We start from the raw sequence: 15,653 nt of genomic DNA, 5'->3' as shown, positions 1-15,653 counted from the left end.
AGTGAATAGTTACTCCTCTCGAATTATCAAATATTACGCTAAAGACAACAAGAGGCCATTATATGACTTGTTAAAAAGCATACAATGGCCATCCTTGTTAATCTTACCAGCGATAATGTGCAAATGCGCGGTTGGCATCAGCCATTTTATGTGTGTCTTCACGTTTCTTAACAGCAGCACCAGTGTTATTGGCAGCATCCATAATTTCACGTGCAAGACGTTGATCCATCGTATGTTCGCCACGTAAGCGAGCATAGTTTACTAACCAACGTAAACCTAAAGTTGTACGACGTTCTGGACGAACTTCAATTGGCACTTGGTAGTTAGAACCACCGATACGGCGAGCTTTAACTTCAAGTACTGGCATGATGTTGTTCATAGCTTCTTCGAAAACTTCCAATGGGTCCTTGCTAGTTTCTTCTTTAATAATATCAAACGCATCATATAAGATGGTTGATGCAGTCCCACGTTTCCCATCAACCATTAACCGGTTGATTAAGCGTGAAACCAATTTAGAATTGTACATTGGATCAGGTAAAACGTCACGTTTAGCAACATAGCCTTTTCTTGGCATCCTGATAACCTCCTCAAGATTTTAAGTCCTTGAAGTAACACACAGTGTCATTTAAACTTCAATACGACTTTTATATTTTTTATTGTGTGTTATTTTTTAGGTCTCTTAGTACCGTATTTAGAACGACTTTGCATACGGCCATCTACACCGGCAGTATCCAAAGCGCCACGGATAACGTGATAACGAACCCCAGGTAAATCCTTGACACGGCCCCCACGGATAAGAACAACACTATGTTCTTGTAGGTTATGACCAATACCAGGAATATAAGCTGTGACTTCGATTAAGTTAGATAAACGCACACGCGCATACTTACGTAAAGCAGAGTTAGGCTTTTTAGGTGTCATAGTCCCGACACGAGTAGCGACCCCACGTTTTTGTGGTGCTGGATTATCTGTAGCGATTTTCTTCATACTGTTGTAGCCAAAGTTTAATGCAGGTGCATCAGACTTTGAAGTTCTTGATTTACGACCCTTACGTACCAATTGGTTAATTGTTGGCATTTGAAGGTTCCTCCTTCCTTGAGCTGAAAGTTATTTTTAAGTTTAAGTCCACACATCCAGGCGGTTCTTTTTTTTTGATAAAAAAATGGCAACCTAGTTGCGTGAATTGTAATGCATTTTTTAACGTCAGTCAGCATGATCTGATTTCCAGAAAAACTTCCGTAAAAAGCACCTTCATTAGATTATCATCATTATTCAGATTTGTCAACACGCATTTAAAACCATTTTCAGAAAAAAAAGCCCCGTTTAACGTATCTATTGATTAAGGAGGCATTATTATGTTAAACAATATATTACTATTTTACACGGGCGCTTGCATCGCCTCTTTCATCACCGTCATCTGTTGGCGCTGGCCGCTCGGACGGTCGATCATCTGGCCGGCCTCGCATTGCGATTGGTGTCGCCACCAAATTGCTTGGTACGATTTATTTCCAATTATGAGTTACCTGGTTTTAAAAGGTCATTGTCGTGATTGTGGTTTTCCGATTCACCGCAGCTTTTTCTACAGCGAAATTGCTGGCGGCTGCTTATTTATGCTGCTATTATCGCGGGCTTGGCCTTGGCAACTGGTTTATTTAATCGTACTGCTGTACTGTCTCAGTCTAATCGACCTCTTACATAGCGTGCTGTATCCTTGGCCGACACTAACGGCGATGGTGCCGCTCTTTATTAGTTTCTGGTCTAATTACCATTGGCCAGCTGCGCTCTTAATCGGTAGTGCACTCGCATTACTCGCTTATTGGACCGATGCGTTTGGTTTCGGCGACGTCGAACTACTCACGATTCTAGCCCTCTGGTTCGGCTTAGAATTCGTCCTACAAAGCCTATTAGCCGGTTGCATTCTCTGTTTAATTGGTTACGCCATCAAAAAAATCCGGCGACCACACAGCATTTTGCGTGGCGACCAGATTCCGTTTATTCCTTATATTAGTATGGGGGTGGTGGTGGTCATGGCGTTTTGAAACGCGCTATCTCAAGCAACGCTTTCCGCCTAACTACAAAAATCCCTTATGGTTGAAGAACACCATAAGGGATTTTTTAGGTTATGCTCAAGCGTTAACCGCTTGAGATAGCACTCTATTCTGAAACGTGCTTCCTCAGCCAACTTCTTCCGTTTAGCTACGAATAAGAGCTTATGACCAAAGTTCAGGCCATAAGCTCTTATTCTAGGCTATACTCAGAAGCTAAACGGCTGAGTCAGCACTCTATTCTTTTGTTTCTTCTTGTTTCATTTGGGCTTCGATGTCACTGATTGAGTAGACATTTTCTGAGACGGCACCAACTGTTTTAGGTTCCATATGACGATACTTCGCCATACCAGTACCAGCTGGGACGATCTTCCCGATGATAACATTTTCTTTCAAACCAAGTAATGGATCGCTCTTACCGCGGATAGAAGCATCCGTTAAGACACGAGTTGTTTCTTGGAATGATGCGGCAGATAAGAAACTATTAGTTTCCAATGAGGCTTTGGTAATACCAAGCAAGACTGGACGACAAGTAGCAGGAACGCCACCGCTAATCAGTGTTTCGTGGTTACGATCCGTAAATTCGCTAATGTCCATTAACGTACCAGGTAAAATGTCGGTATCACCTGGATCCATGACACGGACTTTACGTAGCATTTGACGAACCATAACCTCGACATGTTTATCGCCGATTTCAACACCTTGCATACGGTAAACTTTTTGAACTTCATGCAAGAGGTAGTTTTCAGTTGATAAGACGTCACGAACTTTAATTAATTGTTTAGGATCAACAGAACCACCCGTGATTTTTTCACCACGACGAACATGATCACCTTCGCTAACAATGACGTTAGCCGTATAAGGCACACTATATGAACGTGTATCTGTTTCGCCTTGGATTGTAATTTCACGGCTATGTTCAGCCGGATTTTCTTCAACCGCGACAACTTCACCAGTGACTTCAGTGATTGATGCCAACCCTTTCGGATTACGGGCTTCAAAAATTTCTTGGATACGAGGTAAACCTTGGGTGATATCTTCACCGCCGGCAACCCCACCGGTATGGAAGTTACGCATGGTTAATTGCGTACCAGGTTCACCGATAGATTGTGCTGCGACAGTTCCGACTGCTTCACCAACTTCAACTTCTTCACCATTAGCCATGTTACGACCGTAACATTTCTTGCAGACACCATGTTTGGTGTTACATGTGAAGACCGAACGGATTGTGACATTTTCAATACCGGCATCAACAACTGCTTGCGCAAGATGTTCGTCCATTAATTGATTTCTAGCAACAATCACGTCACCTGATTTAGGATCTAAAATGGCTTTCATTGCACAACGACCAACAAGACGGTCATACAATGGTTCGATCATTTCATTTCCTTCATGAATTGAGTGAATGAGAAGACCGCGATCAGTCCCACAATCTTCTTCACGAATAATAACATCTTGAGCAACATCGACCAAACGACGTGTTAAGTAACCAGAATCGGCTGTCTTAAGGGCCGTATCAGTCATCCCTTTACGGGCACCATGGGTCGACATAAACATTTCCATGACAGAAAGGCCTTCACGGAAGTTCGATGTAACGGGAACTTCCATCATCCCACCATTCGGTGCGGCCATCAAACCACGCATACCAGCAAGTTGCGTAAAGTTTGAGATGTTACCCCGGGCACCAGAATCAGACATCATTGAGATTGGGTTGGTTGGATCAAATGCGTCGATTAATCGTTGTTGGATATCATCTTTAGCATCGTTCCAAATTTCAATCACACGTGCATGACGTTCTTCATCGGTAATTAAACCACGACGGAATTGTTTAGAAACGGTCGTGACCTTCTTATGCGCTTCATCAACGATTGCTTTCTTTTCAGGCAATTGTGGCACATCGGCAACCCCAACTGTTAAGCCGGCATGTGTTGCTTGAGTGTAACCCAAGGTCTTCATGTCATCTAACAAATCAGAAGTCCGTTGTACTTTATAAACCTTAAAGACTTGCGCAATGATGTCACTTAAGAAACCTTTCTTAAATGGCAAAATAACGGGAGCAGTCGCTAGGTAGTCATGAATGTCTTCACCGTTTTGGATGAAGTACTTATCAGGTACACCATGGACTAAGTTATCGTTCGTTGGTTCGTTCAAGAATGGGAAGTCAGCAGGCATGATTTCGTTGAACAAAGCTTTACCAACACTCGTCATCATAATTTGATGACGTTGTTCGTCAGTAAATGGTCGTTCAGTCATGCTAGCAACGGATAACCCAATCCGACTGTGTAAATGAACGTGGCCAGTTTGATAAGCCATGATCACTTCGTTTGTATCTTTAAAGATCATACCTTCGCCAAGACGTTCTTTTTGTTCAAGCGTTAGGTAATAGTTACCTAACACAACATCTTGAGAAGGGGTAACGATTGGCTTACCATCTTTAGGTGCCAAGATATGATGAGCAGCGAGCATTAACATTCTTGCTTCTGCTTGTGCTTCGTCAGATAAAGGCACATGGATTGCCATTTGATCCCCATCGAAATCGGCATTGTAGGCTTCACAAGCTAATGGATGAAGACGGATTGATTTACCATCAACCAAGATTGGTTCGAAGGCTTGGATACCAAGTCGATGCAAGGTAGGGGCCCGGTTTAATAGTACTGGGCGTTCCTTGATAACATCTTCTAAAACGTCCCAAACATCGTCATCTTGACGATCAATTTTACGTTTAGCGTTCTTGATATTTGAAGCCATTTCGCGTTTGACTAATTGATGCATGACGAATGGTTTGAATAATTCAAGCGCCATTTCACGTGGCAACCCACATTGATAGAACTTCAACGTAGGGCCGACATCGATAACGGAACGGCCAGAATAATCGACACGTTTACCCAATAAGTTTTGACGGAAACGACCTTGTTTCCCTTTTAGCATATGTGACAATGACTTTAATGGTCGGTTACCAGGTCCGGTAACGGGACGACCACGACGGCCATTATCAATCAAAGCATCAACGGCTTCTTGTAACATCCGTTTTTCGTTTTGAACGATGATGTTTGGTGCTAATAAATCTAATAAACGTTTCAAACGATTATTTCGGTTAATCACCCGACGATACAAATCATTCAAATCAGAAGTGGCAAAACGGCCACCTTCCAATTGAACCATTGGTCGTAAATCTGGCGGAATAACGGGAATGGCATCCATGACCATCCATTCAGGGCTGTTCCCTGATTTACGGAAGGCGTCTAAGATATCTAAACGACGGATGGCACGAGTTCTCTTTTGGCCTTGTGCTGACTTCAAGTTTTCCTTTAATTCAGCAACTTCGCCTTCAAGATCAACATCGCGCAATAATTCCTTGATGGCTTCGGCACCCATCTTAGCGTTAAACTTATTGCCAAATTCATCACGTTTTTCACGATATTCGCGTTCGGTCATCAGTTGTTTCTTTTCCAAGGCTGTATCGCCTGGGTCAATCACAACGTATGATGCGAAGTAGATAATTTCTTCCAAAGCACGGGGGCTCATGTCTAAGACAAGACCCATCCGACTTGGAATCCCTTTAAAGTACCAGATATGAGTGACTGGTGCTGCAAGTTCGATATGGCCCATTCGTTCACGACGAACTTTAGAACGAGTCACTTCTACCCCACAACGGTCACAGACAATTCCTTTATACCGAATCCGCTTGTACTTACCACAAGCACATTCCCAATCTTTTGTAGGTCCAAAGATGCGTTCATCAAAAAGGCCATCACGTTCAGGTTTTAAAGTACGATAGTTGATTGTTTCTGGTTTTTTAACTTCACCATATGACCAACTACGAATTTTATCTGACGATGCTAAACCAATTTGCATGCTTTCAAACTTATTGACATCTATCAAAGGGCCGACCTCCTCATTTTTTATAGAATGGTAAAGCAGCGCGCTTTACTAATTTGAATTGATTAGAACACTCGATTATTCGGCTGAAGGATCAACTGGGTCAACGTTAGCGGCCGCTCGTGCTTTTTCAGCTTCTTCTTGTGCTTTCTTTTCTTCTTGTTCTTTTGCGTATTTAGATAAGGCATCAACGTTAACAATATCGTCATCGTCGTCATCCATATCACGCAATTCAATTTCTTCTTTGTTGATATCTAAGACTTTCATGTCGAGACCAAGTGATTGTAATTCTTTGACCAAGACCCGGAATGATTCTGGGACACCTGGTTTTGGAATTGGTTCACCCTTGACAATGGCTTCGTACGTTTTAACACGACCAACCACGTCATCAGACTTGTAAGTTAAGATTTCTTGTAAGGTATAAGCAGCACCATAAGCTTCAAGTGCCCAAACTTCCATTTCCCCGAAACGTTGGCCACCAAATTGTGCTTTACCACCTAAAGGTTGTTGCGTAACAAGTGAGTAAGGTCCGATTGAACGTGCATGTAACTTATCGTCAACCATGTGGGCTAGTTTCATGTAGTACATGACCCCAACAGAAACCCGAGTATCAAATGGTTCACCCGTGCGACCATCATAAAGTACACTCTTACCATCTGAAGGCATATTGGCTTCACGAACAGCATCCCATAAATCTTTATCTTGCGCACCATCAAAGACTGGTGTTGCAACATGGATACCTAAGTTACGAGCAGCCATCCCTAAATGTAATTCAAGGACTTGCCCGATATTCATACGTGAAGGCACACCCATGGGACTCAATAAGATATCAACTGGGGTACCATCTGGCATGTATGGCATATCTTCTTCAGGAACAACGATTGAAACTGTCCCTTTGTTACCATGACGTCCGGCCATCTTATCGCCGACTTGAATCTTACGTTTTTGAGTAATATAAACGCGGACCATCATGTTAACGCCTGGTGACAATTCATCGCCAGCTTCACGTGTAAAGATCTTAACATCTTGGATAATCCCGCCGCCACCATGAGGTACCTTAAGGGAAGTATCCCGAACTTCACGTGCTTTTTCACCGAAGATTGCGTGGAGTAAACGTTCTTCAGCTGATAATTCAGTAACACCCTTAGGCGTGACTTTACCAACTAAAATGTCACCATCTTTAACTTCCGCACCAATCCGCACAATCCCAAATTCATCAAGATCTTTTAATGAATCTTCGCCGACATTTGGAATTTCACGCGTAATTTCTTCAGGTCCAAGTTTTGTATCACGTGCTTCTGATTCGTATTCTTCAATATGAATTGACGTATACAAATCTTCTTTAACCAAGCGTTCTGAAAGAACAATGGCATCTTCATAGTTATACATATTCCAAGTCATGAAAGCGATCAATGGGTTTTGACCTAAGGCTAGTTCGCCATTTTCCATAGCTGGGCCGTCTGCGATAATTTCATCAGCATCAACGTGATCGCCTTTAGCAACGATTGGACGTTGGTTGTAGTTCTTACCCGCATTTGAACGACGGAATTTCATTAATTCATATTTATCTAACGCGCTGTCTTCACGACGCACGCGAATCTCTTTAGCATCAACATATTCAACTGTTCCGTCATGTTTGGCAAGCATTGCAATCCCAGAATCATGAGCGGCTTTGTATTCCATACCCGTCCCAACCAATGGTGCGTGAGGATCAACTAAAGGTACGGCTTGACGTTGCATGTTGGCACCCATTAAGGCACGGTTTGAATCATCATTTTCCAAGAAAGGAATGCAGGCTGTTGCGACGGCAACAACTTGTTTAGGTGAGACATCCATGTAATCAAGCTTGTCGATTGATGTTTCGATATTGTCATCTTTGTAACGTGCCAAGACCGTTTCTTCAACGAATGATCCATCATCGTTTAATGGTGAATTGGCTTGGGCGATGACGTAATTATCTTCTTCATCGGCTGTTAAGTAGTCAATCTTATCAGTGACATCATGGGTATCCCAGCTGACACGACGATAAGGGGTTTCAATGAAACCATAACGGTTAACAACGGCGTAACTTGCTAAACTATTAATCAACCCGATATTAGGGCCTTCAGGCGTTTCGATTGGGCACATACGACCATAATGGGTATAATGCACATCTCGGACTTCGTAACCGGCACGGTCACGAGTCAAACCACCAGGTCCTAAGGCAGATAGACGACGTTTATGCGTTAATTCACCAAGTGGATTGGTTTGATCCATGAATTGTGACAATTGAGATGAACCAAAGAATTCTTTGATTGAAGCCACAACTGGACGAATATTAATTAATTGTTGGGGTGTAATAGTACTTGTATCTTGGATTGACATCCGTTCACGAACAACCCGTTCCATCCGTGATAAACCAATTCTGAATTGGTTTTGGAGCAATTCACCAACTGAACGAATCCGACGGTTACCTAAATGATCAATATCATCGGTATTGCCAAGACCTTCTTGTAAATTGAAGAAGTAGTTCATCGATGCCAAGATATCAGCAGGAATCACATGTTTAACTTTGGCGTCAATATGACCGTTACCGATCATGTTGATTTCTTTATCTGGCGTTTTTTGTGAATAAACTTTAATCACTTGTAACGTCATTGGTTCAGCTAAGACACCTTCATCAGCTGGTTGGTAAGTCACCGTCTTGAAATCTTCTTTGTCTAAATAAGGTGACAAAGTATCCATGACTTGACGATCAACTACTGTATCTTTGGCAGCAATCACTTCACCTGTATCGGGATCAGCCAATGTTTCAGCCAATGTTTGACCCAATAGACGTGTCTTTAAGCTCAACTTCTTGTTGATCTTGTAACGACCAACTGAAGCTAAATCATAACGTTTTGCATCGAAGAAACGGGCAAAAAGTAATGAACGTGAGCTATCAGCCGTCTTAGGTTCGCCGGGGCGAAGACGTTCGTAGATATCTTTTAAGGCTTCTTCAGTTCTTGAATCATCAGTATTCTTATGGATATCTTTTTCTAACGTCAACATTAATGAATCGTTGTCGCCTAAGATATCGATAATTTCTTGATCTGAACCGTAACCTAAAGCACGCACTAAAACAGACATTGGAATCTTACGAGTCCGATCGATCCGCACGTAGGCGATATCTTTCGCATCTGTTTCAAATTCTAACCAAGCACCCCGGTTAGGAATGACGGTTGTGCCGTAAGTTGTCCGGCTATTCTTATCAATTGAACTATTAAAATAAACACCTGGTGAACGAACTAATTGAGAAACGATAACCCGTTCCGCACCATTAATAATGAAAGTCCCTTGGTCAGTCATCAATGGGAAATCGCCAAAGAAGACGTCTTGAGATTTAATTTCACCAGTTTCGTGGTTTGTTAGTCGTAACGTAACGTGTAATGGTGCTGAATAGTTGGCATCATGTTGACGTGCTTCTTCAACCGTGTATTTCGGTTCAAGTAGTTGGTAACCAACGAATTCTAATGATAAATTACCAGCAAAATCGTCGATTGGCATGATGTCCTCAAACATTTCACGAAGCCCTTCATCTAAAAACCATTGATAGGAATTAGATTGGATTTCGATCAAGTTTGGTAGTTCCAACACTTCTTTAATCCGTGCATAGCTTCTACGGGTCCGATGTTTACCGTAATTTACTAAGTGTCCTGCCAAATTGTTCACCCCTCTATAAAGTTTTCCGCAGAGCTCAAATGTTACAAGAATATGACGAATATTAAATTTAAATTACATCGCCAAATTGATGCGTTTTTGAGCAGAAAAAAAACAAAAACAGTTGCTTTGCGCGATACGAAATCGGCTGAACTATTTTTGTTTTTCATGAATACCGTGCTGGACAATAGATCAGCACAATAAATTTTTCTACGGATTTTCGCAGTTACCTGTTAATATACACGCCTTTTTCAGAAAAGTCAATTGACCTATTTCTTATTAAAGACAAACGTATTATTGTAGAATTTAGAATTTTCTGACAATTCATTGGTCACTTTCTTCAAACCTTTTTTCTCAATCAATGTTTTTTGATTAGAAAGTAGATTTGTGCCTAGCCCTAATTGATTGCCTTTAATTTTAACACCCATCGCTGCTAATGTTGTTGGGAACATATCCATTGTACTAAACTGCCGGTTTTTCGTTTTAACGGTCGTTGTTGTTTTAGGCGCATTCAAGACCAGATTGAACGTATGCCGACCCGATTCAGGAATCTTCTTATAATAGTTAACATCCATCCCCAGATGATCGCCATCCACAATAATGGTCGTATTCTTATAGAAGGATTGCGTTTTTGCCCACTTAATAAATTCAACAATCTGATGATCTGAAAAAGCAATCACGTTTGAATATTGATTACCATATTGATTGGGCATATCCTTTTCAGCGTAACCCCCAATATGATGAGTGTTAGCCGTCAGCATCGTTAAATTGAACGGCTTATTCGACTGACTGAGTTTAGTCGCATCTTCTTTAGCATATTCAAATAGTTTGGAATCCTCATAACCCCACCAAACTTTATAATCTTTCGCAACTCGTCCGGTTTTGCGAGCTGTTAATAAATCATCAATCTTAACGTTACCGTGTTGAGTAAACAGTGCCCGGCGACCACCAAACGTCGCGTCTGAGCCGAATAAAGCCACTTGGTTATAGCCTTGATCGGCTAAAATATCGGTTAACGTCGTCATGCCTGGTAAGAATTGTGCCCCTTCACCAGTCCCGTAAGAATTACCGTCAACCGGTTCCTTCAATGGCATCCCTGCGGTTTGGGCAACCATTCCTGCAATCGTCCAACCAGTGCCGGGTAATTGTTGCGCGCCACCAAATTCCTTATCGGTATTTGAGAAATGAATCCCTTCTTCTTCAGCTAATGCGGTCAATTCAGGCAATAAATTCTCATCCATCTGTCCACCAAGCGCTTTAGAAGTCGCTGTCGATTCCAATGATTCAGCATAAATATAGATTAAGTTACGTTTCTGTTTCGGAAAGGTTAACTTGTCTTCGGTTGGTTTAACGTAGTTATTTTCGATAAACGCTGAATCCGAAGTAAAGTATTGATAAAAACCAACTGCATTAATTTTAACCGCCGCAACGGTCGTTAAAACCCCAAAAACCAAGATACTCGGCAATATGACGTACCGGCCAATTAATTGCTTTTTGAAAAGTGGTTTTTTAAGCTGACAGGTTATTGCAAAACGTCTTAGATAAACTAGGCCTATCGCAAGCACTACTAACATTATCAATGATCCAAAAATCGGACCAGTGATGAACGAACTAATGAAGTTGCTGTCGACACCTTCCATCGGTTGACGTAAATTATAAACAATCTGTTCTGGTGTTAATAAACCAAAATTCTGGTTAGCCCAATTACTAGCCATTAAAAAGAAATAACCTAGGGCTAATAAGAAGGCGCTCACTAGACTGCCGTAAGGACGACCCGGCTGATCCACAAATTCTAAATCAACTTTAATAAATCGTTTAAGCCCCCAGCCAACGCCTAAGATGATAAGCTCAGCCACCGTAATTAATACCATGAATTTTAAAGTAAAAGTGGGTTGAAACACGCTGTCCTTTAAACTAATCCAATTACCAAATAATAATTTAATCATCCCAATTGTTAAGCCTAACGTTAGTGCACAATTGATGTATAGTTTGAATAATAACCGAAAGTTTTGAGGTTGACGCTTAATAATCACCACTAATAGCGGCAATATCACCAATAAATAGCAAGTTGCAATAAATACCATTCTAAATACTCCAATCCATCAAATTAATAACATATGTTTCTACTATACTGCAATTATTAATGGCAATCGAGTCTCGTCTGAAAAATGATAGATATTCTTAAGTAACGTCTTCATTTAGTCCATAACGTATTATTTACAATTTTACGACAGGACCTTTACATGAACTAGTAGTGAACCTTTACAATCGCTGGCTATACTAAAGGTATCAACTCAATATAGTTCTTCAGGAGGAATTTAGTATGAAACGATTTGGTGCAACGTTATTCTCAATTGGGGCAATTGCTTTAGTATTAGCTGGTTGCCAAGGTAAAAAGACATCACAGGTGGGCACAGAAGCCCAACCCGTTAAAATTACGGCAGTCGGTTCAACCGCACTACAACCACTCGTTGAGCAAGCTGGCGAAGCCTACCAAAAAAATAATACCGACGTCAATATCACCGTCCAAGGTGGCGGTTCTGGGACTGGCTTAACACAAATCAGTTCAGGCAACGTGACGTTAGGCAACTCCGATATCTTCGCTGAAGAAAAAGACGGCATCAACGCTAAAAAGCTAGTCGATCATAAAGTAGCGGTGGTCGCAATCGCGCCCGTCGTCAACGAAAAACTCGGCATCAAATCACTAACCAGTGCGCAATTACTCAGCATCTTTAACGGCAAGACAACCAACTGGAAAGAAGTTGGCGGCCCCGACGAAAAAATCACCGTCGTTAACCGGGCGCAAGGCAGTGGCACGCGGCAAACTTTTGAAAATCTCGGTTTAAAAACGAATAAAGTCGTTGCGAGCCAAGAACAAGATTCTTCCGGCACGGTTCAAAAAATCGTCCGTCAAACACCAGGTGCCATTAGCTACCTCGCCTTCCCTTACATTAAAGATGGTTTAAAGGCGGTTGCGTTAGATAACGTGCAACCAACTGAAAAGAACGTCACGACCAACACATGGAAAATCTGGTCGTATGAACATATGTATTCAAAAGGCAATCCGAACTACCAAACAGCGAAATTCATTCGCTACATTCAATCTGAATCCGTTCAAAAAACGTTAGTACCCAAATTGGGTTACATCCCAATGACCAAGATGACCGTTGAACGTCACGCTGACGGCCAAATTCAAGATATCTAAACGTGTTGTCGCTTAAAAAGCCTTTTTCCGACTGAACAATAATCGGAAAAAGGCTTTTTTGAGTGACGAATTATCATGCTAGTGGTCGCAATTTTTAATGTATTGGAATTTTTAATAATTTTTGGTGTCGCCAGAATCATAAAACTTATATCATTATTTGCAAAAGTGCAGTAGACCCCAATAATTGGAGATAATTTTATGCAATTTTCTCGGTGTGTTTAACCCTGTATTCGACAAGGCCTTAAACCACCGAGTTTTTACCTAAAAGAATCAAAAAAAACCCTCCCACAACAGTGAGATGGTGTTCTGAAATAGCGATAGATCAGAATATCTATTAACGTTTTGAGAAGAGACAAAATAATATTTATGATTCTCATTCTATAGGAATCCTTCTTCTTCTCTCTCCACCTCTATTTAAAAAAGCCTTTTATTGCATTTAATACATCCTGGGCGACATGAGGACCACCAGAAAGTTTGGAGCAAGAAACTAGTTATTGTGTGATCACTTAATAATAACGATGCTCTTTTTATGATTTTTTCTCAAAAACTGATTCCGTAATAGAAAAAATACAAGCATAAATTCCAAGCTGACACTAAATTGTTGCGGCATCATTTACCTGAATTTACTGATTATTGTTCTTTCAATCGTTATATCATAGTCCCTATTTACGAATTGAGCTTTCGGTGCTATCCAAGGTTTTTCTTAGGATTTTGTTTTTTGCCAATGGGAATCTACAAGAATACTCTTCTGGAAAGAATATCGTTCTACTCTTATAATCTACAGAAATTACTTTATTTGGATTGATTAGAAACGACTTATGAATACGAAGTAATTCAGGATATTCTTTTTCTAAATCATTCATCTTCCCATAAAATTCATACATTATGTTTCCGCCGTATAATATAATTTTATGAGGCGTGACCGACGTTTCTAAGAAGTAAATCGAAGTAATATCCACTCTAAAGTTCCTTGTACCAATCATAAAGGATAGATGACGTTCATTAGTGCTATTGTCCACAAATGTTAACTTGTGGCGTCCATCCAAAACATTTTCTATTTGTCCTTTTTCACTTTGATCGTCCTTAACAATATAATCTAACGGTTCTATTTGTCGTTTTAACGTCTCCATTGCCAATTCTTGATGAGAAGTGATAAAGACGATTTGAGCGAACTCGTTATCAGTTCTAATACGTTGTGCAACATCAATTCCATCTAAATGTTTTCCAAGATCGATATCCAAAAAGTACAAACTATTCGTTACCTTGTTTTTGGATAAATACAAGAAAATATCTCCCGGATCAGTCGTTGCTAAAACCAGTTGCATATCATAATCATTGATCATAACCCAATTATCGATGATTGCCTTGTAATGAGACATCAAAATTATGTCATCTTCGCAGAGAATAATTGGTAATGTCATATTATTCACTCTTTCTTATAGTTAGTGTAGAAACAAACATTCCTTGATTTGAGTAATGTGCCAGGTCAGCTTGCTTGGTCGAAGTAAGGATATCCTGAGCATTGGATAAGCCTAGTCCCCTGTCCTTTCCCTTTTTACTAAATCCCACTTTTTTCATCTCTGATAAAGAAGGCAGCTTGCCAAGGAAAGAATTTTCAATTGAAATCTCAATCGAATCGGCAGAATCAATGAACAATATGTTTATTTTTTTTTCTGATTCAATTGCTGCTTCCACCGCATTATCGATTAATATACCTAAGATTCGGACAAGTTTGATTTCATCCATATTGATGTTTGCTATTGGAATAAGACATTCAAAATTTACCTCAATGCCAGATTGTTCTGCATGGATTAACTTTGCTACCATCAAGGATTTTACGGAGTCTACTTTTAAGTTGCTTAGTCCTGAAAAACGCATCACACTGTTATCTATCATCTGATGAGAATAATCGATCATCTTATTTAAATACCCTTCATCGATCGCAGCTTCATTTTGCATTGCCTTGAGACCTAGTAGCATATTTTTATAGTCATGGCGGAATTTACGCAGTTCCTGATAGTTTCTCTCAATGTCCGTAGTATAGACTCGCATCATTTCCATCTGTTCCTTAAGGTTGCTCAATTCAGTTTTTTCGTGATTCTTTTTCAAAGTAAGATAAGTAAAATACATCGTAACCGAGAATTGAGTAACTAAAAAACTAATCATTATGATTTGAAAAATGCCTAGTATCTGCATCCTTCTTAATACTTCTCCAAACAAATAGACAAACGTCAAAAATATTCCCAGCTGCATACAATACACTTTTGTTTCTTCGGAAGGAATTGAACGTTGAATTACCTTTGATTTTATTGTCAACGCAATGATGATTGACAGCATCCAATCAAATCCAATCAAAATAACCACTAACAAAGGTCCTCGTTCATTCAATACGTTGAATTCGAGTTTAAAGATTCTAGATATAATGATGGATGAAAAGAGTGGTACTATGCTATAAATCGTTAAGGAGAGCAAAAGACCCAATAACTCAGTAAATTTGACTTCTGGTTCCTTTCGCCAAGACTTAAATCTTAGTATCACAATTAAAGACATCAGTGCGATTCCAGTCAAAAGTGCATCTGTTACTGAAAGTAATGTGAGTGGAAAAAGGAATATAAGTAGCGTAAAATAAAATGATTTTTTTCGAATATTTGTTAGTAGCCCAATCATGAATAGAAACAGCAACAGATCAAATAATTCTTTAAAAAAATACGAGAAAGAATCTACAAAAACCATATAAACACTTCCTTATTATTATAGATATCTAATTATAACAAGAATCAATAAAAATAGGCAGAATGTTTATAGTGCTCTATATTGTTCTTTTTTTAAGCGATTGCCATCATTTC

General features: G+C 40.2%; 9 protein-coding genes. 2 read left to right on the top strand and 7 right to left on the bottom strand.

Translation table 11 applies throughout. The annotated features are described in order from the left end of the window. Positions 1-103 precede the first annotated feature (103 nt). Together rpsG and rpsL are read right to left on the bottom strand one after the other, a co-directional pair. Entirely contained in the window at positions 104-574 is a 471-nt protein-coding gene (gene rpsG / locus ACVPPQ_RS05830) for a 30S ribosomal protein S7 (protein ID WP_025083314.1), read from the bottom strand. 89 nt (positions 575-663) lie between these two features. After that, complete coding sequence (rpsL, locus tag ACVPPQ_RS05825) at positions 664-1,077, bottom strand: 30S ribosomal protein S12 (protein WP_025083313.1); 414 nt, start codon at positions 1,075-1,077, stop codon at positions 664-666. Positions 1,078-1,355: 278 nt separating this feature from the next. Between rpsL and ACVPPQ_RS05820 the strand changes: the two genes are divergently transcribed. Next, a complete protein-coding gene (locus ACVPPQ_RS05820) occupies positions 1,356-2,039 on the top strand; it encodes a prepilin peptidase (RefSeq protein ID WP_463493275.1) in 684 nt (227 codons plus the stop codon). A gap of 243 nt (positions 2,040-2,282) precedes the next feature. On the opposite strand, the gene rpoC is transcribed toward ACVPPQ_RS05820, so the two are convergent. The 3 genes from rpoC to ACVPPQ_RS05805 form a co-directional block, all read right to left on the bottom strand. Beyond that, on the bottom strand, positions 2,283-5,927 hold the full coding sequence (gene rpoC / locus ACVPPQ_RS05815; RefSeq protein ID WP_463493273.1) for a DNA-directed RNA polymerase subunit beta': 3,645 nt from the start codon (positions 5,925-5,927) through the stop codon (positions 2,283-2,285). A 75-nt stretch (positions 5,928-6,002) separates the two neighbouring features. Next, positions 6,003-9,614 carry a DNA-directed RNA polymerase subunit beta gene (gene rpoB, locus ACVPPQ_RS05810; RefSeq protein WP_463493271.1) on the bottom strand — a complete coding sequence of 1,204 codons (3,612 nt, stop codon included), beginning with the start codon at positions 9,612-9,614 and terminating at the stop codon, positions 6,003-6,005. Between the two features lie 257 nt (positions 9,615-9,871). Further along, positions 9,872-11,686, bottom strand: coding sequence for an LTA synthase family protein (locus ACVPPQ_RS05805; protein ID WP_463493269.1), 1,815 nt, complete (start codon positions 11,684-11,686; stop codon positions 9,872-9,874). A gap of 239 nt (positions 11,687-11,925) precedes the next feature. Between ACVPPQ_RS05805 and ACVPPQ_RS05800 the strand changes: the two genes are divergently transcribed. Beyond that, positions 11,926-12,807 carry a phosphate ABC transporter substrate-binding protein PstS family protein gene (locus tag ACVPPQ_RS05800; protein ID WP_463493267.1) on the top strand — a complete coding sequence of 294 codons (882 nt, stop codon included), beginning with the start codon at positions 11,926-11,928 and terminating at the stop codon, positions 12,805-12,807. A gap of 662 nt (positions 12,808-13,469) precedes the next feature. Here the strand turns inward: ACVPPQ_RS05800 and ACVPPQ_RS05795 are convergent. Continuing rightward, complete coding sequence (locus tag ACVPPQ_RS05795) at positions 13,470-14,228, bottom strand: LytR/AlgR family response regulator transcription factor (RefSeq protein WP_463493265.1); 759 nt, start codon at positions 14,226-14,228, stop codon at positions 13,470-13,472. Between the two features lies 1 nt (position 14,229). Further along, positions 14,230-15,540: a sensor histidine kinase gene (locus ACVPPQ_RS05790; protein ID WP_463493263.1), complete on the bottom strand. Its 1,311-nt coding sequence runs from the start codon at positions 15,538-15,540 to the stop codon at positions 14,230-14,232. Positions 15,541-15,653: the final 113 nt, after the last annotated feature.

It is taken from the genome of Latilactobacillus parafuchuensis (assembly GCF_055271665.1).
Note: the sequence above shows the minus strand (reverse complement) of the source record. Positions and strands in the feature narration are given on the sequence as shown.

What these genes read in the sequence shown, in the direction of transcription:
- rpsG (WP_025083314.1), bottom strand. Translation starts at nt 574, where the DNA reads ATGCCAAGAAAAGGCTATGTTGCTAAACGTGACGTTTTACCTGATCCA.
- rpsL (WP_025083313.1), bottom strand. Translation starts at nt 1,077, where the DNA reads ATGCCAACAATTAACCAATTGGTACGTAAGGGTCGTAAATCAAGAACT.
- ACVPPQ_RS05820 (WP_463493275.1), top strand. Translation starts at nt 1,356, where the DNA reads ATGTTAAACAATATATTACTATTTTACACGGGCGCTTGCATCGCCTCT.
- ACVPPQ_RS05805 (WP_463493269.1), bottom strand. Translation starts at nt 11,686, where the DNA reads ATGGTATTTATTGCAACTTGCTATTTATTGGTGATATTGCCGCTATTA.
- ACVPPQ_RS05800 (WP_463493267.1), top strand. Translation starts at nt 11,926, where the DNA reads ATGAAACGATTTGGTGCAACGTTATTCTCAATTGGGGCAATTGCTTTA.
- ACVPPQ_RS05795 (WP_463493265.1), bottom strand. Translation starts at nt 14,228, where the DNA reads ATGACATTACCAATTATTCTCTGCGAAGATGACATAATTTTGATGTCT.
- ACVPPQ_RS05790 (WP_463493263.1), bottom strand. Translation starts at nt 15,540, where the DNA reads ATGGTTTTTGTAGATTCTTTCTCGTATTTTTTTAAAGAATTATTTGAT.